General features: G+C 67.9%; 19 protein-coding genes. 11 read left to right on the forward strand and 8 right to left on the reverse strand.

Annotated features, from left to right (window positions below; translation table 11 throughout):
• Positions 1–33 precede the first annotated feature (33 nt).
• Positions 34–1215: an asparagine synthetase B gene (locus AB0M24_RS21245; protein ID WP_363770136.1), complete on the forward strand. Its 1182-nt coding sequence runs from the start codon at positions 34–36 to the stop codon at positions 1213–1215.
• Here the strand turns inward: AB0M24_RS21245 and AB0M24_RS21250 are convergent.
• The 5 genes from AB0M24_RS21250 to AB0M24_RS21270 form a co-directional block, all read right to left on the reverse strand.
• Positions 1178–4255, reverse strand: a complete 3078-nt coding sequence (locus AB0M24_RS21250; RefSeq protein ID WP_363770139.1) for a S8 family serine peptidase — start codon at positions 4253–4255, stop codon at positions 1178–1180. The two genes, AB0M24_RS21245 and AB0M24_RS21250, sit on opposite strands and share 38 nt — an antisense overlap.
• 105 nt (positions 4256–4360) lie before the next feature.
• Positions 4361–5761 (reverse strand): hypothetical protein, encoded by a 1401-nt coding sequence (locus AB0M24_RS21255; protein ID WP_363770143.1) that lies wholly within the window; start codon positions 5759–5761, stop codon positions 4361–4363.
• A 4-nt stretch (positions 5762–5765) separates the two neighbouring features.
• Positions 5766–6242 (reverse strand): GNAT family N-acetyltransferase, encoded by a 477-nt coding sequence (locus tag AB0M24_RS21260; RefSeq protein WP_363770146.1) that lies wholly within the window; start codon positions 6240–6242, stop codon positions 5766–5768.
• Between the two features lie 10 nt (positions 6243–6252).
• On the reverse strand, positions 6253–6870 hold the full coding sequence (locus AB0M24_RS21265; protein WP_363770150.1) for a TetR/AcrR family transcriptional regulator: 618 nt from the start codon (positions 6868–6870) through the stop codon (positions 6253–6255).
• A gap of 89 nt (positions 6871–6959) precedes the next feature.
• Complete coding sequence (locus AB0M24_RS21270; protein WP_363770153.1) at positions 6960–7547, reverse strand: D-alanyl-D-alanine carboxypeptidase family protein; 588 nt, start codon at positions 7545–7547, stop codon at positions 6960–6962.
• A 276-nt stretch (positions 7548–7823) separates the two neighbouring features.
• On the opposite strand from AB0M24_RS21270, the gene AB0M24_RS21275 reads away from it, so the two are divergent.
• The 4 genes from AB0M24_RS21275 (at position 7824) to AB0M24_RS21290 (ending at position 12065) form a co-directional block, all read left to right on the forward strand.
• Positions 7824–8186: an SSI family serine proteinase inhibitor gene (locus tag AB0M24_RS21275; protein ID WP_363770156.1), complete on the forward strand. Its 363-nt coding sequence runs from the start codon at positions 7824–7826 to the stop codon at positions 8184–8186.
• A gap of 119 nt (positions 8187–8305) precedes the next feature.
• Complete coding sequence (locus tag AB0M24_RS21280) at positions 8306–9397, forward strand: ionic transporter y4hA (protein WP_363770159.1); 1092 nt, start codon at positions 8306–8308, stop codon at positions 9395–9397.
• A gap of 67 nt (positions 9398–9464) precedes the next feature.
• Positions 9465–10856 (forward strand): FAD-binding oxidoreductase, encoded by a 1392-nt coding sequence (locus AB0M24_RS21285; RefSeq protein ID WP_363770162.1) that lies wholly within the window; start codon positions 9465–9467, stop codon positions 10854–10856.
• A gap of 78 nt (positions 10857–10934) precedes the next feature.
• On the forward strand, positions 10935–12065 hold the full coding sequence (locus tag AB0M24_RS21290) for a lipase family protein (protein ID WP_363770165.1): 1131 nt from the start codon (positions 10935–10937) through the stop codon (positions 12063–12065).
• On the opposite strand, the gene AB0M24_RS21295 is transcribed toward AB0M24_RS21290, so the two are convergent.
• A complete protein-coding gene (locus AB0M24_RS21295; protein WP_363770168.1) occupies positions 12049–12447 on the reverse strand; it encodes a hypothetical protein in 399 nt (132 codons plus the stop codon). The genes AB0M24_RS21290 and AB0M24_RS21295 overlap by 17 nt on opposite strands.
• Before the next feature lie 53 nt (positions 12448–12500).
• Here AB0M24_RS21295 and AB0M24_RS21300 point away from each other — a divergent pair, with 53 nt between their 5' ends.
• A complete protein-coding gene (locus AB0M24_RS21300) occupies positions 12501–13058 on the forward strand; it encodes a TetR family transcriptional regulator (RefSeq protein WP_363770171.1) in 558 nt (185 codons plus the stop codon).
• Here AB0M24_RS21300 and AB0M24_RS21305 read toward each other — a convergent pair.
• The gene (locus tag AB0M24_RS21305; RefSeq protein WP_363770174.1) at positions 13024–13473 is read right to left on the reverse strand and encodes a DUF3291 domain-containing protein; all 450 of its coding nucleotides are present in this window, start codon (positions 13471–13473) and stop codon (positions 13024–13026) included. The two genes, AB0M24_RS21300 and AB0M24_RS21305, sit on opposite strands and share 35 nt — an antisense overlap.
• Positions 13474–13498: 25 nt before the next feature.
• On the opposite strand from AB0M24_RS21305, the gene AB0M24_RS21310 reads away from it, so the two are divergent.
• Both AB0M24_RS21310 and AB0M24_RS21315 read left to right on the forward strand, forming a co-directional pair.
• Entirely contained in the window at positions 13499–14428 is a 930-nt protein-coding gene (locus tag AB0M24_RS21310; protein WP_363770177.1) for a D-2-hydroxyacid dehydrogenase family protein, read from the forward strand.
• 33 nt (positions 14429–14461) lie between these two features.
• A complete protein-coding gene (locus tag AB0M24_RS21315; protein WP_363770180.1) occupies positions 14462–14914 on the forward strand; it encodes an SRPBCC family protein in 453 nt (150 codons plus the stop codon).
• Here the strand turns inward: AB0M24_RS21315 and AB0M24_RS21320 are convergent.
• Entirely contained in the window at positions 14911–15075 is a 165-nt protein-coding gene (locus AB0M24_RS21320) for a hypothetical protein (RefSeq protein ID WP_363770183.1), read from the reverse strand. The two genes, AB0M24_RS21315 and AB0M24_RS21320, sit on opposite strands and share 4 nt — an antisense overlap.
• Before the next feature lie 293 nt (positions 15076–15368).
• Here AB0M24_RS21320 and AB0M24_RS21325 point away from each other — a divergent pair, with 293 nt between their 5' ends.
• Genes AB0M24_RS21325 through AB0M24_RS21335 form a run of 3 tightly spaced genes read left to right on the forward strand, consistent with a single transcriptional unit; the run spans position 15369 to position 19425 of the window.
• Positions 15369–16457: a mandelate racemase/muconate lactonizing enzyme family protein gene (locus tag AB0M24_RS21325; protein WP_363770186.1), complete on the forward strand. Its 1089-nt coding sequence runs from the start codon at positions 15369–15371 to the stop codon at positions 16455–16457.
• Between the two features lie 22 nt (positions 16458–16479).
• On the forward strand, positions 16480–18435 hold the full coding sequence (locus tag AB0M24_RS21330) for a CBM35 domain-containing protein (protein WP_363770189.1): 1956 nt from the start codon (positions 16480–16482) through the stop codon (positions 18433–18435).
• A 27-nt stretch (positions 18436–18462) separates the two neighbouring features.
• On the forward strand, positions 18463–19425 hold the full coding sequence (locus AB0M24_RS21335) for a sugar ABC transporter permease (protein WP_363770192.1): 963 nt from the start codon (positions 18463–18465) through the stop codon (positions 19423–19425).
• Positions 19426–19428 lie beyond the last annotated feature (3 nt).

Here is a 19428-nt window from a genome sequence, read left to right on the forward strand (position 1 = left end):
GTTCACACACCGGGAAGCCGGTTCACTTTGTCCATGGGTGGCATCACCGGATGGGTCAGCTTCGGCCAGGACCTCACCATCCGGCACGACGTGCTCGCGGCGATGACCGCGACGTTGCTGCCGCGCGGCCGTGACGCGGGTGGCCTGTGGACGTCGGAACACGCGGCGCTCGGCAACCGTCGGCACGCGGTCCAGGATCCGGCCAATGGCGCCCAGCCGATGTTCGCCGGGCACGCGACCATCACCTACGACGGCGAGGTCTACAACTTCCAGGAGCTGCGCGCGGATCTGAGCGCTCGAGGCCACCGGTTCACCACGCGCACCGACACCGAGGTCGTGCTGCGCGGCTACCTGGAGTGGGGGCTCGGCGTCGCGGAACGGCTCAACGGCATGTTCGCCTTCGCGTTGTGGGACGCCCGCGCGCAACGGCTCGTGCTCGTGCGCGACCGGCTCGGCGTGAAACCGTTGCACTACTACCCGATCGGCGGCGGGGTGCTGGTCGGCAGCGAGCCCAAGGCGATCTTCGCGCACCCGTCCACGTGCAGGGAGGTCGACGCGGACGGCATGCGCGAGATGGTCTTCCACACGCCCGGCCGCACTGTCTACAAAGGCCTGTACGAGGTGAGGCCCGGCACGATCCTCACGATCGACCGGACCGGAACACGCGAACACCACTTCTGGCGCCTGGAAACGGCGCCGCACCTCGACGATCCCGAGGAGACCGCGGCCGAGATCCGCCGGCTGCGGCAGGACACCGTGGCGCGCCAGCTCGTCGCGGACGTCCCGGTCGGCTGGCTCACGAAGCGCTCTGGAGATCTGTTGGAGCTGTTCCAAGCCGTGCCCGAACGGGTGGCGCTGCCGGTGGAAGGTGCCGACGACCTGTTCGAGGGAGCCCTCCCGACCTGCGACTTGCCGGACGAGGTCCTGGCAGCTCTCGACCTGGACACCTACCTCGCCGACAGCCACGCCACTGCCATCGGCGAGATCGCGCGGCTGCCGGGGGAGTCCGACGAGGACTGGGAACGGCGCAAGACCGCCTACTTGCACCTCACCCGGACCCTCCCGGCCGTGCTCGACCGCATCGACCGGGTGAGCGCGGCAGCCGGACTGGAGGTGCGGCTGCCGTTCACCGATCATCGGCTCGTCGAGTACCTCTACAACGCGCGGATCCCCAGCCTCACCTGGAGCTGTAGGACCGGATCACGGTCTGGCTGACCGAGTTGCCCGCCTGATCCCGCGCTTCGGCTCGCACCGACACGAAACCGGGCGCCGCGGGGTGCTGGATCAACGCGTGACCAGCGATGATCGGCACGGAACGCCAGGTCTTGCCGTCGTCGAACGACACCTCGACCTTCAGCTTCGTGATCCGCGACTTCGCCGGCTTCTCCACGTCGATCTTCAGGCAGTGCAACCGGCCCGCACGAGCCTCCTTGTCGGAGTCCGTGCGCACCACCAGCAACGGCAGCACGCCGTTCACACCAGGATCGTTGATCTTCCAGGTCGCGTCGACGGACGTGCCGAGCGTCGTCCACGGCACCGCCCGCGTGGCCTGCGTCCTCACCTCGTAGACACCGGCGTCGGGCGCGGTGAACGAGCCGTAGCCGGGATAGATCGTCGACCCGACCAGCTTGCCGTCCTTGGTGACCGTCGTGCTCGCGGCGAGCCGGGCGTTGACCGACTGGAGATACGTGTCGTTGCCCGCCGTGGACAGCACCGGGACGTAGAAGTTGAACTTGCCGTCCTTGCGCGACGCACCCCAGCCGATGTCGACGGGCCCGGTCGCCGGCCCGACGGGCGCGCGGTTCCACGACACGTCGTAGGTGCGGCGGTCGAACGTGCGGCGCAGCAACGTCTCCACGTCGTAGCGGTAGACCGGCTGAGTCTCCTGGTAGTAGAGCGTGTTGTTCCACGTAACCTCGCGGGACGCCCAGAAGTGTTCCTTGCGCCGCAACGGAAGCGGAGTCTGCCGCAGGAACGAGATGCCGCCGCCGGAACCGGGGAAGAACCCGAAGATGCCGCGCATGCCGACGCTGCCCGGAGCCTGCGAGGCGTAGTCGGCGCGGACCGTCGCGAAGTCGTTCCGCTTGGCCACGTAGTCGAGTTCGTCCGGGATCCCGTTCTTGTCCCAGAACATCGGCCGGTAGAGATCCTGGCCGCCGACCAGCGCGGGGGAGAGGTGGAACGTGTAGACGCGATCGGTGATCTTCCCGGTCGGCGTGGCGTAGAGCGGGGCGTTGGGATCGGCGACGTACGTGACGCCGGACTTGCCCACCGAGACGCCGAAGTCGTTCGACTCGCTGGTCGTCGTGACACCCTCGACCGCCGCGGTCACACGGGTCGCGTTCCTGGCGTCGAGTGCGACCGCCACGTCCTTGTCGAGCCGGACACCCGCCTTGGTGAGGATCGACCGCGCGCCCGGCACGCCGTTGACGTACGCGTCGCCGAGCGCGACCTGCACGTCGTAGGTGCCCTTGGGCAGCCGGTAGGAGAACTCGGGCCCGAAGCCCATGATCAGCCCGACCCCGTTGCCGGTGGACGTGTCGACGATGCTGCCGACGGTGAACCCGGTCTCGCCGGTGCGACCGACCGCCGTGACCTTGAGGCCGTAGCGCTCGCCCTCGACCGTGCCGCCGATCGCGGTGCTGAGCGACCTGGTGCCGTCGGACGCGACGACCCGTCCGGTGAACTCACCCTCCGCTCCCGGTGTGATCGTGACGTTGACGGACGCGGAGCCGTGCGCCGGAACCGCGACCTTCGTGGTGTCCACTGTGTACGGTGCGGGCACGGTGACGCCGAGCTCCAGGGCAGCGTCGCCGTCGTTGCGGTAGGTCAGCTTCTTGGTGATCGGGCCCGTGTGCGGCCACTTCATCAGCCCGAACGACAGGCTCGCCGGCGAGGACGTCAGGGTGGTGCTGACCGCTTTGCCGACGTCGAGACGTCCCGCGCCCTGGGCGAACACCGAGAGGGCGAGCGGCTTGCTCGCGGCCATCAGCGCGGTCTTGAGCTGCTCGGCCTTCCAGTCGGGGTGCTGCTGGGCCAGCACCGCCGCCGCGCCCGTGACGTGCGGCGTCGCCATCGACGTGCCGGAAGCGGTGGTGTAGTTGGCATCGACGGGCGTGCCCATCGACGTGCCCGCCGCCCGTGCCGCGATGATCGCACTGCCGGGCGCGGCGATGTCGGGCTTGATCGCGCCGTCACCCACGCGCGGACCACGGCTGGAGAACGAGCTCAGCGCGTCGGCCTTCGTGACGCTGCCGACGGTCAGCGCGGCGTCGGCGGCACCCGGCGACGCGACCGAACCGGCGGCCCCCGCGTTGCCCGCCGCGATCACGAACAGCGTGCCGGTCTGCGCTGTCAAGTTGTTGACCGCCTGCGACATCGGGTCCGTGCCGTCCGTCGCGCCGCCGCCGAGGCTCAGGTTCACGATCTTCGCGCCGCTGCTCGCGGCCCACTCCATGCCCTCGATGATCGCCGAGTTCGGGCAGCTGCCGGTCGCGTCGCACACCTTGCCGACGAGCAGTTTCGCGTCCGGGGCAACGCCCTTGTACTTGCCGCCGCTGGCCGCGCCCGACCCGGCGATGATGCTCGCGGTGTGCGAGCCGTGCCCGTGCTGGTCGATGCTCGGGCCGCCGCCGGTCAGGAAGTCCTTGTGCCCCACGACAACGCCCTGGAAGTCGGGGTGCGCGGCGTCGTAGCCCGAGTCCAGGTCGGCGACCGTCACGCCCTTGCCGGTGAACCCGGCCTGCCACGCGGCGGGCGCGCCGATCTGGGCGTTGCTCTCGTCGTCGATGAGCTTCGCGTTGGCGTCGAGCCAGATCTTCTTCACCGAGCTGGCGGTCATGATCTCGTCCGACGCAGTCACGGCGGTGGCGTTGATGCTGCTCAGGTAGCGGCCCTGGATCATCGGCCCGTCGTGGCTGACGATCAACGGCAGCTTCCTGCCCGCGAACCCCTGCCTGACCAGCTCCGTGACGTTGAACAGTCTGCGGTCGACCCGCCCGGACGCGACGTCGTCGATCGCGTCGACGGGCAGCACGAACACGTCACCGTTGTCCGTGAGTTTCGTGAACTCGACCTTCTCCCGGCCTTGCGCGGGCTTGATCTCGACGCCGTTCTCGTGCACGAACACCTGGTCGCCGGTGATCAGGGTGATGAGGTCGGGAGGTGCCGGTGACTGCTGCGGTTCCTGTGCTCGCGCCGGTGCGGGCAGGGTGAGTAGGGCGACCGCCGAGAGGGCGGCGACGAATCTGCGCATGGCTGTCCGTTCCCTGGCAGGGAGGCGGCGGACGAGACGACGCTAGCGATCTCCGCGTGCGCTTGTCACACAACTTGACTCGGGAGGACAACGGGACCGGAACGGTCACCAGAGGAAGATCAGCCGCAGGAACAGGACGATCAGCACGAACGCGGGGACGAGCAGCAACACCTTGCCGTACACCGAGAGCATGTGACTGTTGATCCGCAGTCCCATGGCCCGCTTGACGCCCAGTGCCGCCTGCATCGCCCTCGCCACGTAGAAGACGGCCGCGCCGTACTTGTTCTTGTCGCCGGGGAAGGGGCCCACCGGTTGCACGCGCGGGGCCCAGTCCTCTTCGAAGACAACGACGTTGGACGTCCACCTGCCGGGTTCCGCGGCGACCTCGACGCGGGCGTCCAGCCGGGCGGCGAGGTCGGGCCGTTCGCCGGGAACCAGCACGACGAGCTTGCCGGGTGGCTGCGTTCGCCGTGCCTGCTCGACCTCCCACCACACCCCGTCGCCGTCCCCGAGCCGCAACACGATCAGCTGCGACAGCTCCATCAGCTCGAGGACGCCCTTCTGCCAATCGTCGCCCGGCAGGTAGAACCGCGCCGCGCCGAGGTACGGCAGCTGCTCACCCGGTTCGCCGACCGCGACCACGGGCCCGAACGCGTTGAGCGCGCCGATGAGGTGCTCCTCGCGCGAGTGGATGCTCAGCAATCCCGCTGCCAGTGCACCCGGCAGCTCGTCGACGACCGCCGCCTCGGGGTCGTCGCCGAAACCCCGCAGGTACAGCACGGGTTTGCGCCAGTCCGCCTGCAGCGTCTGCTTCGCTCCCCGCGCTGATCTGGGCCTCGAGTACTTGAGCACGAAGTACGCGACGGGCAGCGCCGCGACCCCTGCCGCGAGCACGATTCCCCTGGCTGCCCAGGGCAGCTCGTCGGCGCGGGTGGCGGTGACGACGGCGAGGAAGCCGCCCACCATGAGCGTGTACCCGATCCCGCTCACCACCAGGAACACCGGCCGTCGCCACCGCGGCTGCGGCGGCACGAACCGGATGACCACGTCGACCACTTCGGCGTTCTGCCGGTGTCTGCGATGGCGCAGAACGAGGGCTGCCGCGGTGAGGATCGCGCCGATCACCAGCCACGGCCACGCGCGACCCCAGGACTGCGCCGACTCGTCGTCCAGCTTCTCGAGGTCTTCCGCGACCTTGGAGTCCAGGTCGTTGGAGTACCGGCGGGCGAAATCGAACTCGCCGTCCTCGACGGCGTCCGCGGCCAGGGAGACCGAGGTCCGCGACCGGCTGGACGACGGGGCGTGCTCGTCGAACCACCGCGAGATGGCCTGGGCCTGGGCCGCGTCCCCGCGATCGAGAGCGTGCCGGAACAGGGAGGCTTGGTCGGGCGCGTCGTGAAATGCCGCGGCCTCACGCAGGTCGGTGCCCGCCGCGATCGTCAGCAGCAACGCGACGTAGGTGACGACGGCCGCGGTCGCCGTGACGAACCGGTTCAGCGTGCGCACGTGGTCAGCTGCCCACGGCGCGCGGCACCGCGATCCGCAGGAGCGGCAGGATCCTTCCGGGAATGGATCCGGACGGCGTCTCTCCGATGCGTTCGGCGCCCATCCTGAGGTAGAAGCCCTCCGCGAACGGGTCGGCGTCGATGTCCAGGTGTTCGTGACCCAGGTCGAGCGCGGTGGCCAGCGCGTCCAGCCACAACACCCGGCCCAGCCCCGTTCCGATCGCGTCCGGCCTCACCCACATGTTGCCGAGCTCGCCGGCAGGAGGGGTTCCGTCGACGCTGTAGAAGCCGGTCACCACACCGTCGATCTCGGCGACCACGACGTGCCTGGCGGCGACGTCCGCCGGGTCGAAGGTCATCTCGTCCCGGCACGCCTCCATGAACGCGTCGTCGTAGCCCCAGAACGCCTTGGCCGCCATCGCCAGGTCGGTGAGCACGCCCGCCTCGTCCGGCCGGGCACGCCGCAGGTTCCGCGTTGTCACACCACGAACCCTACGGCCGGGTGATCGCCGCCAGCATCAGTTCGCGGATCTCCGTCGCGATCTCGTCCACCGCGAGTGGAGGCTCGTGCGCCTGCCACTCCCGCAACAGCCCCGTGATCGCCCCGACCAGGGCGATCGCCGTCAACCGGTACGACCGCTGTGGTGCCACCCCGGCCGTCGCCGCGCGCAGAGCCTCGGACTCGATGAACTCCGCCCACGTGTTCACCCACCGCACGTGCTGCTGCTCGATCTCCGCGTTCACCCCGACGGCTTCCACGTAGTTGAGGCGCGGCGCACGGGGATCGGCGGTCACGGTGCGCACGAAGACGTCGAGCAGGGTGGCGATGCGGCTGGAGACATCTGCGGTCTCCAGCCCCGCGAGCGCCGTGCGGACCTCGGCGAACGCCGTGGCGTTGATCAGGTCGTGCAGCTCGCGCAGCAGGTCCTCCTTCGAGGCGAACTCCTCGTAGAAGTTCCGCGTGGAGACCCCGGCCTCGGTGCACAACTCGGTGATGCGCGTCGCCGCGAAGCCCGTGGTGGTGAACAGCGCCAGGCCTGCCTGCAGCAACCGGGCGCGGCGCTCTGCTCTGCGCTGCTCGGGTGACACGCCGGCGTAGGCACGGGCCACGGGTGGCTCCAATCTGGTAACTCGGGTTGTCAGATTACGTCGGCGCAACCTCGCGCGCACCCCAGGCGTCTAGACCTTTGCACGGGGACTCAGCTGCCGGTCGCGCTCTTCTCGAGCGGTGGGCAGCCACCGGTGGTGTATCGGGTGTCGTACTCGAAATGCCACTGCTCGTTTTCGTAACGGCGGCACCAGCCGAGGGTGCTGCCGTTTTTCTCGACCCATTGTGCCGATTCGATCGGCTGGATGTCGACGGCATATCCGTGCACGTGCGCCGAACGGTCCGGCGGGTTCAGCACATAACGCGACGCCAGTTCTTCGGTGCCGAACTTCTCGACCGCCTCGTCGAACTCCTTCTGCTGTTGCTGACGGCTGCGCTTGCCGTCGTTCAGGCAGAGCTGAACGCCCTGCTGAGAGGCCTTGGAGCGCAAGGACTTCCAGGCCTGCAGCACCTCCGGGCGCATACCGTCGGGGGCCTCGTCCAGGTAGCGGGCATCGATCGCGCACTTCGGTCCGTCCGGTGGTCCCGGCACTTCCTCGAGAATCGCGAGCGCCTTTCCCGGGTGCCGGTCGAACACGAGCGTCAATCTGCCCAGGTAACCCAGCGCGGCGCCGGTGGAAACCACGAGTGTGACGATCAGCAACACGCCGAACACGACGCGTCTGGAGGTCTTGGACATGATTTCGATAATACGTGCGCGCGCAACGTGGTCTGTCAGCAACCCGTAACAGTCCGTCGGCGGCTGTGTCCCGGTGAACGTGGCCCGCAACACATCCATTTGGCCCAACGACACTTTTGGCGCAACCGGGAAATGTGATCGGTGAACGAGTGCTGGCCCCTTTTGCATCGACGAAACGTGGTGGCAACATCTGCGTCGGCCGAGAACCGGCCCGCTTTTGTGAAGGTCTCAGGAGGACCCGCTTTCATGTTCGGCCGCATTCTTGCGTCAGCAACTGTGTTCGTATCGCTTTTCGCCTTCGCCGGCACCGCCCAGGCAGCCCCGGCGGCACACAAGGCCACCGCGCTGGTGCTCTCCGTGCAGTACTCGGACGTCGAGGACAACGCCTTCAAGGCAACGGTCCTGACCTGCGAACGAGGCGACAACCACCCGCGCAGGGCCCTCGCCTGCGCGACGCTCGCCTCCGCTCGTGCGGACCTGCAGGCCATGCAGTCCGACAACCGCGCCTGCACGTTCGTCTACGCGCCGGTCGAGGTGACCATGTTCGGCTTCTGGCGCGGCGAGCCCGTGTCACAGGTGCAGACCTACCCGAACTCGTGCGTCATGCTGGCGCACACCGGTGCTGTGTTTGATTTCTAGGCACCGGCTATTAATGTGCAGCGGGGCGCGGCAGGGGCGCTCCGCTGCACATTTTATTACCCGAGAATGGGTGTTGCTCCGAATGGCGGGCCGGGCACGACACGTGCGAGGGTGTGATCATGGCCGCCACCTCCCGCTTCCCCCTGCTGTCCTGGACGACCATCGCTCCCGTGCTCGGCGTGCTGCTGCTGGCCGTGGCGTGGGGACGTGACCTCGCACCGGTGCTCGTCGCACTGGTCGCTGTCGTACTCGCCGTGACCGTCCTCGCCGCCGTGCACCACGCCGAGGTCGTCGCGCACCGGGTGGGGGAGCCGTTCGGATCGCTGGTCCTCGCGGTCGCGGTCACGATCATCGAGGTGGCCCTGATCGTCACGCTGATGGTGTCCGGCGGCCCGGAAGCATCGTCACTCGCGCGCGACACCGTGTTCGCCGCCGTCATGATCACCACGAACGGCATCGTCGGCATCGCCTTGCTGCTGGGCGCTCTGAAGCACGGCACCACGTTGTTCAACGCGGAAGGCAGCGGCGGCGCGCTCGCCACGGTGATCACGCTCGCCACCCTCACGCTGGTGCTGCCGACGTTCACCACCAGCACGCCCGGCCCCGAGTTCTCCGGCCCGCAGCTGGCGTTCGCCGCGCTCGCCTCCCTGGCCCTGTACGCGATGTTCGTGTTCACGCAGACCGTCCGGCACCGCGACTTCTTCCTCCCGGTGAACGAAGAGGGCGTGATCGAAGAGCATGCCGAGGCGCCGTCGAGCAAAGCCGCGCTGGCGTCGCTCGGCCTGCTGCTCGTTGCACTGGTCGCCGTGGTCGGCCTCGCGAAGATCGAGTCACCCGCGATCGAGGCCGGTGTGCGCGCGGCAGGGTTCCCCCAGTCGTTCGTCGGCGTCGTGATCGCACTGCTGGTGCTGCTGCCCGAGACGATCGCCGCCGCACGGGCCGCGTTGCGCGACCGCATCCAGACCAGCCTCAACCTCGGCTACGGCTCGGCGATCGCGAGCATCGGCCTCACCATCCCGACCATCGCGCTGGCCACGGTCTGGCTCGACGGTCCGCTGATGCTCGGCCTCGGCCCGATGCAGATGATCCTGCTGCTGCTCACGGTTCTGGTCAGCGTCCTCACCGTGGTGCCGGGCCGGGCGACTCGTCTCCAGGGTGGCGTGCACCTGGTGCTGCTGGCCGCGTTCCTGTTCCTCGCGGTGAACCCGTAGATCCGGAAACAGGACCGGTCCGCGGATCCGTTGTGTGCCGGTTTGTCCGACTCCTACGTTCGGTCACATGGTGCGACGCAGGGTGTTCCTCCAGTCATTGGCGCTCGGTCCCGCGTGGCTGTCCACAATGGACGTCCAGCTGATCAAGCCGGGTGACGCCGCCTACCGCGACGCCAAACTCGGCTACTTCACGCACTACGACGGCCAACGTCCCAGTGCGATCGCCAAGGTCGTGTCACCGGCGGACGTCCAGAGGTGCATCGAGATCGCGCGCCGGGACAAGAGCAAGATCACGGCCAGGTGCGGCGGCCACAGCTATCCCGGTTACTCCACAGCGGACGGCGCGCTCGTCGTCGACGTGCGCGGTCTCAACCGGATCGACGTCCGCGCGGACGGCACGGTCGAGGTCGGCGCGGGCGTCCTGCTGATGGACCTGTACGTGGCGCTGGCGAACGCGGGCCGCATGATGCCGGCGGGCACCTGCGCCACCGTCGGGATCTCCGGCCTGACGCTCGGCGGCGGCATCGGCGTGACCGCACGACAGTTCGGCCTCACCTGCGACCGCCTGGTCAGCGCGAAGATCGTCACGCCAGACGGCGTGCACCGCACGGTTTCCGCGACCGAGCACAGCGACCTGTTCTGGGCATTGCGCGGCGGTGGTGGCGGCAACTACGGCATCGTCACGTCGTTCGTGTTCCGCACCGAACCCGCCCGCACCCTCACGACCTTCACCCTCACCTTCCCGTCGGCGGCGCTCCCGTCCCTGCTCAGCGTGTGGCCGGACTGGCAGGGCAAAGCACCCGACGCCATGACGTCCACGGTCGGCGTCGGCAACGGTCCAAACCCGTACGTCGAGGTCAGCGGATGCTTCGTCGGCACCGGCGCGAAACCGTTGCTCGACGACCTCGTCCGCCGCGTCGGATCCCAGCCGACCGGGCGTCGCGAGCAGGAGCAGACGTTCCTCACCGCGATGGAACGGTTCGCGTGGTGCAAGAACAGCGACGGTTCGTGCAAGCCGAGCTGGAACGGAGGCGGCGGCTCCCAGGGGCGCGGCAGCTACGTCGCCACGTCGCGGATGCTCACCGGACCCGTCACCGATCCGCAGAAGCTCGCGGAGATCTTCAAGAGCACCCCCAACTCGTACAACATGATCGACGCGCTGGGTGGCGCGGTCGCGCGAGGGCCGGCTTCGGCGTTCCCGCACCGGTCCGCGCTCGCGAGCATCCAGGTCGAGGTCACCCTGGCGGCCGGGGAAGCCAACGCGCGCAAGGCGATGGGCGTCGCCCGTGACGAGCTCGGCAAGATGTTCGGTGCGTCGAGCTACGTCAACTACCTCGACCCGCAGATGCCGGACTGGGCCCGCACCTACTACGGCGCGTCGCTCACGCGTCTGCGGGAGGTCGCGCGCAAGTACGACCCGGATCGGGTCTTCGCGTTCCCTCAAGGTGTGAATCCATGAAGCCGAAGAGACTATTGCTCCCTTACGACGTTCGGCCCTACATTGCGGTAACGCCGGTTACCACAAAGGGGTCCAACGATGCAGCTCCGTGCCGTGCTCGCCGCCGTTCTCCTGTTATCAGCCCTGGTCACACCCGCTGCCGCGGCCGCACCGGGCGATCTGGTCAGCAGCAGGGAGGTGGTGTGGCATCCTGAGCCGCTCCGGCTCCTGCCCGCCCCGGTCAAGGCCTACGACATCCGCTACACCTCGACGTCCGCGACGGGCACGAGCACCGTCGTGTCCGGCATGGTGCTCGTCTCGCCGCTGCCGTGGACCAACGGCCCGCGCCCGATCGTCGCCTACGCGATGGGCACGCAGGGCATGGGCGACCAGTGCGCGCCGTCGCGGCAGCTGCAGAACGGCACCGAGGTCGAGATCGCGTTCCTCGCGCAGGCCATGTTCAACGGCTGGGCGGTCGCCGTCACCGACTACGAAGGCCTTGGCACGCCAGGGGATCACACCTACGCGGTGGCCCGCTCGGAAGGTCGCGCCCTGCTGGACGTGGCACAGGCGGCGGGGGAGATCCCCGGTCTGTCACCGGACGCCCCGGTCGGCGTTTTCGGTTACTCACAGGGCGGACAGGCCGCGTCGGCCGCCGCCGAGCAGTGGAAGTCCTACGCGCCTTCGCTGAACGTCGTCGGAGTCGCGGCCGGTGGCGTGCCGGCCGACCTGAACGCGGTCGCGAAGTTCAACGACGGCAACGCCGGTTCGGGTCTGGTGTTCGCGGCGGCGGCGGGGTATGCCGCGGCCTATCCCGAACTGCCGTTGTCGTCGGTGCTCAACGCGCGCGGCAAGCAGGTTCTCGACCAGATCCGGGGTGCCTGCGTCGCCGAGATCGCTCTGGTGGCACCGTTCACGCGCCTCAACTCGCTGACCACGCAACCGGACGTCATCCAGAACCCGTTGTGGCAGAACAGGTTGAAGGAGAACACGCTCGGCTCGGTGAAACCGGCCGCGCCCGTGTACCTCTACCACGGCACGGTCGACGAGCTCATCCCGTTCAGCGTGGGGCAGAAGCTGCGCTCGCAGTGGTGCTCGCTGGGCGCCGACGTGCAGTGGACGGCGTTGCCGCTGCTCGGGCACGTGAGTGCGGTCAGCGCATGGGGCTCGAACGCGCTGAACTGGCTCGGCGATCGCTTCGCCGGCAAGAGGACTAGCCCCAACTGCTGATCACCGCAGCGAAGAGGGCGGGGAAGAAGGTCACTCCGGCGAGCGTGGCGTGCACCGCCGTGAGTGGCCTTCTCAACGCCGCCATCATCGACTTGAGGTAGACGTTCTTCTCGGCGGCGGGGTTGCGCTTCTGCCAGCCCCTCACCCGCAGGCGGTCCCCGAAGGTGTTGTGCAGGAAGAGCACCGCGAACCCGAGCCACGCCAGCACAGGTGAGCCGACGGCCATGAAGCCGATCCAGAAACCGAGCCCGACCAGCGCGGTGACGAGGTGGTAGTAGGCGAGCGGAGGCACCTGTCTTCGTGCGTTGAGCAGGCGCAGCAGCATCACCAGTCCGATCACGGTGTTGAGGGTCCACGCGGCCAGGGCGATTGTCGCTGTCATGACCTGACGGTACTACGTTTATAGTGTCGAGTCACTACGTTTATAGTGGGGTCGTGACCTCGAACCGGGAACGAGTGTTGTCCGCCGCCGTCGAGCTGCTCGGCACCGAAGGGCTGCGCGGCCTGACCCACGCGCGGGTGGACGACCGCGCGGACCTGCCCAAGGGCTCGGCGTCGAACTACTTCCGCAGCCGCGCCGCCCTGCTCGACGGGGTGATGGAGTGGATGCTGCAGCTCGAGACCCCGACGGTCGAGGCGACGCTCAAGCCCGCGACGCCGGAGGACCTGATCGACGAGCTGTGCCGGCTCTACGAGTTCATGACCGGGCCGAACGTCGTCACCGTCAAGGCGCGCATGGTGCTGTGGGTGGAGGCGGCGACCAACCTTCGGGTGCGCGAGGCGTTGTTGCGTGGCCGGGCCACGATGACGTCGATGCTGATCCCGGCTCTGGCGAGTCTCGGGATGCGCGACCCGGTGGCCGTCTCCGACACGCTCGGGGCGTGCGTGCAAGGCCTGTTCCTGCAACAGTTCGCACGCGGCGAGGCCCTCGATCCCCGGCCACTGCTGGAGATCATCGTCAGAGGGGCTCTGGAAACCGCTTCCGGAACGTGAAGGCGTCCTGCGTCGGGCCGTCCCGCCTGACCTGGTCGAGTTTCGCTAGCCCTTCCTCGGTCGTCGGCTGATGTCCCTTCGGCACCCACCACATGACGTCCAGCGCGGTCGCCGGGTCGAACCACTTCTCGCTCAGCTTCACCGCTTCCAGGTGCAAGCCGCGGAAGGTGAACTCCCACAACGCTTCCACCGACTCCCACACGCTGAGGTTGAACGCCTCCAGCATCGCGTCGCGCCCCAGCCGTTCCAGGTCGGCCGTCATCCGTTCCGACGTCGGCCGCCACACGAACCCGGGAGCCTGCTGCGCGAGCGCGTTGATCGGGTCGACCCGGCGCGCGAACCCGCGCATCCGCCAGTGGTCGAACGAGAAGCGCCCGATCGTCAGGTTGGCCTGGGCCAGGTGAAATTCCCCCATGCGCCTACTCTGACATGATCGCCGCATGAGGTGCGTGGTGCTGGACGACTACCAGGGTGTGGCCCTCTCGAACGCCGACTGGTCGGGCCTCGACGTCGTGGTGCAGCGAGAGCACCTCGACGACCCGGCTTCGGTGCTGGCTGACGCCGAGTGCGTCGTGATCATGCGGGAGCGCACGCCGTTCACCGCTTCCTTGTTCTCTCGGCTGCCCCGGCTGCGTCTGCTGATCACCAGCGGCATGCGCAACGCCTCGATCGACCTCGAGGCTGCTCGCTCTGCTGGTGTCACGGTCTGCGGCACCGGTAGCGCGAAGACTCCGCCGACCGAGCTGACCTGGGCGTTGATCCTCGGTCTGGCCCGGCACATCGCGGTGGAGAACGCCGCGTTCCATTCCGGCGGGCCGTGGCAGAGCACCGTGGGCGTCGACCTCGCGGGCAAGACGCTCGGCCTGCTCGGCTTCGGCAACCTCGGTCGCGCGGTCGGCCGCATCGGCAAGGCGTTCGGCATGGACGTCGTGGCGTGGAGCCCCAATCTGAGCGTTGACCGGGTCGAGCCCGAGGGTGTGCGGTTGGCGTCCTCGTTGCACGACCTGTTCGGCCAGAGCGACTTCGCGTCCATCCACCTCGTGCTCAGCGACCGCAGCCGCGGCCTGGTCGACGCGGCCGCGCTGGCCTGCTTGAAGCCGTCCGCGTTCCTGGTCAACACCTCGCGGGCCGCGATCGTGGATTCTTTTGCGCTGCTTGAGGTTTTGAGGGATCGGCGCATTGCGGGTGCCGGTCTCGACGTGTTCGAGGTGGAGCCGCTGCCGTTGACCGACTCGTTGCGGGGACTGCCGAACGTCCTGGCCACCCCGCACCTCGGCTACGTGACCGAGACCAACTACCGCACCTACTTCCAGGAAGCCGTGGAGGACATCCACGCGTTCCTGCGGGGGACGCCTGTGCGCGAGCTCTAGCTTTGGTTACCTACTGGTAGTAAGTTCTGGCTCATGACGCCGGACGCCTCCGCGCACATCGAGGTCGCTGCCCCGCCGCAGCGCGTGTTCGACCTGGTCAGCGACCTGCGCAGGCTGGGCGGGGTGGCTGAGGAGTACTCCGGCGGCCGTTGGCTGCGTGGCTCCGGACCGTCCGTCGGCGCCCGGTTCCGCGGCCTCAACCGCCGCGGCTGGCGCATGTGGCCGACTGTTTCGACCATCACCGACTGCTCGGTCACGCGGTTCGCGTTCGACGTTCGCTCGCTCGGCATGATGGTGTCGCGCTGGCAGTACGACATCGAACCCACCGAGAACGGCTGCCGCGTCACCGAGTCCACGTGGGACCGGCGACCCGGCTGGTACAAGCCGATCACCGTGCTGGCGACCGGCGTCCGCGACCGCGCCGTCACGAACCAGGCCAACATCGAGGCGACGCTGGCCCGGCTCAAGCAGGCGGCCGAGAGCTAGAAGCGCCAGACGTTCACCTCAAGGCCGTTGTTCGCGGCCGACACTTGCGGGTTCCGCGCTGCCGCCCAGGTCGCGCCCGTCCCGGCCGACAGGGGCCGCGCCGCCACCACGCTCACCGAACGCCCCGGCTCCTGGATCGCGGTCTTCGCGTGCGCCGCCACAGCCTGGTCCCTCCACCATGCGGCCTGCCGGGCGCCGGACCGTCCGGCTGCTCACCAATGACAACCGGACAGAAACGCTCACATTTTCACTCACACTTCAACAGGCACCAACAGCAGCCACCACGCTCGTGAGCTGCAGACATCGGAGGACCGGAACTAGATCCGGTCGCACCAGCCCGTTGTAAACGCTCTCAGGGACGTGGGAGCGTGGCCAAACGACGGTTGACATCGTTGTAACGCCCGCGTTCAATGCCCGCAAATATCCTATAGGATCAGAGATCCGAGGAGTTGGCGTGGCAAAGGTCGTCAAGGCCGAGGCGTTCCAGGTCGACGTTCCCGTCGAGACCCTGCGCACGGACGCGGTCCAGCAGTTCGTCAAGCAGGAGACCGTTTTCGTCGAGATCACGACCGACGACGGCGCCACCGGACTGGGCTACGCCTACACGATCGGCACGGGCGGCAGCTCGGTCCTCGCTCTCCTGAAGGACCACCTGCTGCCCCGCCTCGAAGCACAGGACACGCGCCGCATCGAGCACGTCTGGCAGGACCTGTTCGCGAGCACGCGCGCCACCACGGTCGGCGCGATCACCTCGTTCGCGCTCGCCGCGATCGACACCGCGCTGTGGGACCTGCACTGCCGCAGGGCCGGGGAACCGTTGTGGCGCATGGCAGGCGGCCACAAGCGGGAAGTCCCGTTGTACGACACCGAAGGCGGCTGGCTGCACCTCAGCACCGAAGAGCTCGTCAAGGGCGCCAAGGAGACGGCGCAGCAAGGCTGGCAGGGCATCAAGATGAAGGTCGGCAAGCCCGACCTGTCCGAGGACGTCGAACGACTCGAAGCGGTGCGGGAAGCGGTCGGCGAGCGGTTCGCGATCATGGTGGACGCCAACCAGTCGATGACCGCCGCCGAGGCGATCCGCCGGGCCGAGGCGTACAAGAACGTCAACCTCACCTGGCTGGAAGAGCCGATGCCGGCCGACGACGTCAGCGGACACGTCAAACTCGCGCAACACACGACGATTCCCATCGCGGTGGGGGAGTCGCTGTACTCGGTCGGCCAGTTCCGCGAGTACCTCGAACGCGGTGCCGCCTCGATCATCCAGGTCGACGCGGCACGGATCGGCGGCATCACGCCGTTCCTCAAGGTCGCGCACACCGCGGAGGCGTTCAACGCCGACGTCTGCCCGCACTTCCTGATGGAGCTGCACGTCAGTCTCGCCGCCGCACTGCCCAACGGCAGGTACGTGGAGCACATCCCGCAGCTGCGCGCCATCACCAAGGGCGAGATCACGATCCACAACGGACACGCGATCGCGCCCGACACGCCAGGTCTCGGCATCGACTGGGACCGCGACGCGATGGAAGACCTCCGGGTCGCCTGAAACGAATCACAAAGGAGTGGTCTTGAGAGCGTTAGGTGTCGTTGCCGGCCTGCTCGCGTCGCTGATCGCGGTCCCCGCAGCAGCCCAGGCACCGGAAGCCCAGCAACAGCAACAGAAGATCGCGCAGAAGCCCTACATGGGCTGGAGCAGCTGGAGCCTGCAGGCGACCAACTACCCCGGCGTGAACCCGGACGGGCCCGCCAGCTGGCTGAACGAGAAGAACGTCCTTCAGCAAGCCGACGTCCTCGCGGCGAAGTTCAAGCAGCACGGCTACAACCACATCAACGTCGACGCGGGCTGGCTCGGATCGTTCGACGAGTACGGCCGCCCGGTCGCGGACCCGAAGAAGTTCCCGCGCGGCATGAAGTGGCTCGGCGACCACGTGCACGGCAAGGGCCTCAAGTACGGCTCCTACCTCGCGGTCGGCCTGGACCTCAAGGCGTACAACGACGGCAAGACGCCGATCTACAACGCCCCCGGCTGCACCACCAAGGACATCGTCTACCCGGACCTGCGCAAGACCAACGGGTGGGAGATGGCCTACAAGATGAACTTCGACAACCCGTGCTCGCAGAAGTACATCGACTCGATCGCCCAGGTGATCGCGGGCTACGGCGTCGACTTCCTCAAGCTCGACGGCGTCGGCCCCGGCAGCTTCAAGGGCGGCGAGCGGTTCGACAACACCAGTGACGTCAAGGCGTGGAACACCGCGCTCAAGAACACCGGCCGTCCCATCGAGTTCCTCATCTCGTGGGCGCTGAGCCACCGCCAGGCCGACGTGTGGAAGTCCAACACCAACGGCTGGCGCGTCGACACCGACGTCGAGTGCTACTGCCCGACGCTCGTCACCTGGAACAACTCGGTGAAGCAGCGCTGGAACGACGTCGTGCAGTGGATCGACGACGCGGGCCCCGGCCGCTGGAACAACCTCGACAGTCTCAACGTCGGCAACGGCGAGATGGACGGCATCACCGAGGCCGAGCGGCAGAGCTACATGACGCTGTGGGCGATCTCGAACTCCCCGCTGTACCTGGGCGACGACCTCACCAAGATCGACGACTACGGCTACAAGCTGCTCACCAACGACGAGGTCATCGGCATCAACCAGGCCGGCATCCCCGCCCGCCCGGTCGACCAGCGCTCCGACCAGCAGGTCTGGTACGCCCGCAACGCCGACGGCAGCTTCACCGTGGCACTGTTCAACCTCGGCGCCACGCCCGCCAAGGTCACCGCGGACTTCGCGCAGCTCGGCATCAACGGCAACGCCAAGGTCCGCGATGTCTGGGCCCGCAAGGACATCGGCCAGGCCAACGGCTCGTTCAGCGCCGACCTTCCGGTGCACGGCACGAAGCTGCTGAAGATCACCCCGCGCAGCGCCGTCTCCCCGACCGTCGTCGAGGGCACCGGCGCCACGCCGACCAGCGTCTCGCTGAAGTGGCAGGGCAAGACCGGCGTCCGCTACGACGTCTACGCGGGCAACAAGAAGGTCGCCACCACCACTTCGACGAACGCGACCGTCACCGGCCTCACCCCGGCGACGAGCTACGAGTTCACCGTGGTGCAGAACGGCAACCGCTCGAAGCCGGTTTCCTATGTGACGCCGAAGGAATCCGTCACCTACGAAGCGGAGAAGGGCAGCACCGGTGGCGGCGCGACCGTCTACGGCTGCGAGTGCTCCGGCGGCAACAAGGTCGGGTACATCGGCGGTAGCGGCATTCTCACCATGCCTACGGTGAACGTGCCGAAGGAAGGCACCTACCTGGTCGAGCTGTCCTATGTGGACGCGAGCTCAAGCCGCACCGGCATCGTCACCGTCAACGGCACCAGCTTCAAGCTCCCCGTCGCCGGCGCGAACGACGACAACTGGGGCCTGGCGCAGAAGATGACCGTCCCGATCTACCTGCTGGCCGGCAACAACACGATTCGCTTCGGCAACCCCGACGACTCCGTGTTCGACGTCGACAGCATCCGCATCTAACACCCACCCAGAACAGGAGGCGTCGTGGTGACAACCGTGCAAGACTCCAGCGCCCATGTCGTGCGTGGACCAGCCACCACGGCGCCTCCACCCACAGTCCGCCGCCGCAAAGGCCCCGCTTCCCGCCGCAACGACACGTGGGTCGCGTGGATGCTCGTCGCGCCCGCCATCCTCGGGTTCGGCGTGTTCTTCGCCTACCCGATGCTGCGCGGCGTCTACCTCAGCTTCACCGAGTTCCACATCCTCACCCCGCCGGTGTTCACGGGTCTCGCGAACATCCAGGAGCTGATCAACGACGGCCGGTTCTGGCACTCACTGGGCGTCACGGCCTACTTCGTGGTGCTGACAACAGTTCTCGGCGTCGGAATCTCGCTGCTCACCGCGGTCGTGCTGCACCGCCTCAACGTCAACACCACGGTCCGCGGGCTGATGATCCTGCCGTTCCTCATCTCCGGCGTCGTCACGGCGCTGGTGTGGACGTGGATGCTCGACCCGCAGCTCGGCATCGTGAACCAGCTCATCACCTGGATCTTCGGCGAGCCGATCAAGTTCTTCGGCTCCGACACGTGGGCGGTGCCGACGCTGGCCGCGCTGAACGTGTGGAAGTCCATGGGTTACAACGCGGTGCTCATCTTCGCGGGCCTGCAGACGATTCCCGCGTCGATCTACGAGGCGGGCCGGATCGACGGCGCCTCGGAGTGGCAGATGTTCCGCTCGCTCACGCTGCCGTTGCTGCGGCCGATCCTGGTGATGGTCGTGATCCTCAACGTGATCAGCGCGACCCAGATCTTCGACATCGTCCAGGTCAGCACCAAGGGCGGTCCGGCGGACGCGTCGCTCGTGCTGCAGATGTACATCTACGACAAGGCTTTCGGCCAGTTCGACTTCGGCTACGCCGCCACCATGTCGCTCGCCCTGTTCCTGCTGCTCGTCGCCGTGACCTTCACGCAGATGCGGATGGCGCGCGCCAGCGAGTCCGACACCAACTGAGGA

The sequence above is a fragment of the Lentzea sp. NPDC051838 genome (assembly GCF_040681245.1).
Lineage (GTDB): Bacteria > Actinomycetota > Actinomycetes > Mycobacteriales > Pseudonocardiaceae > Lentzea.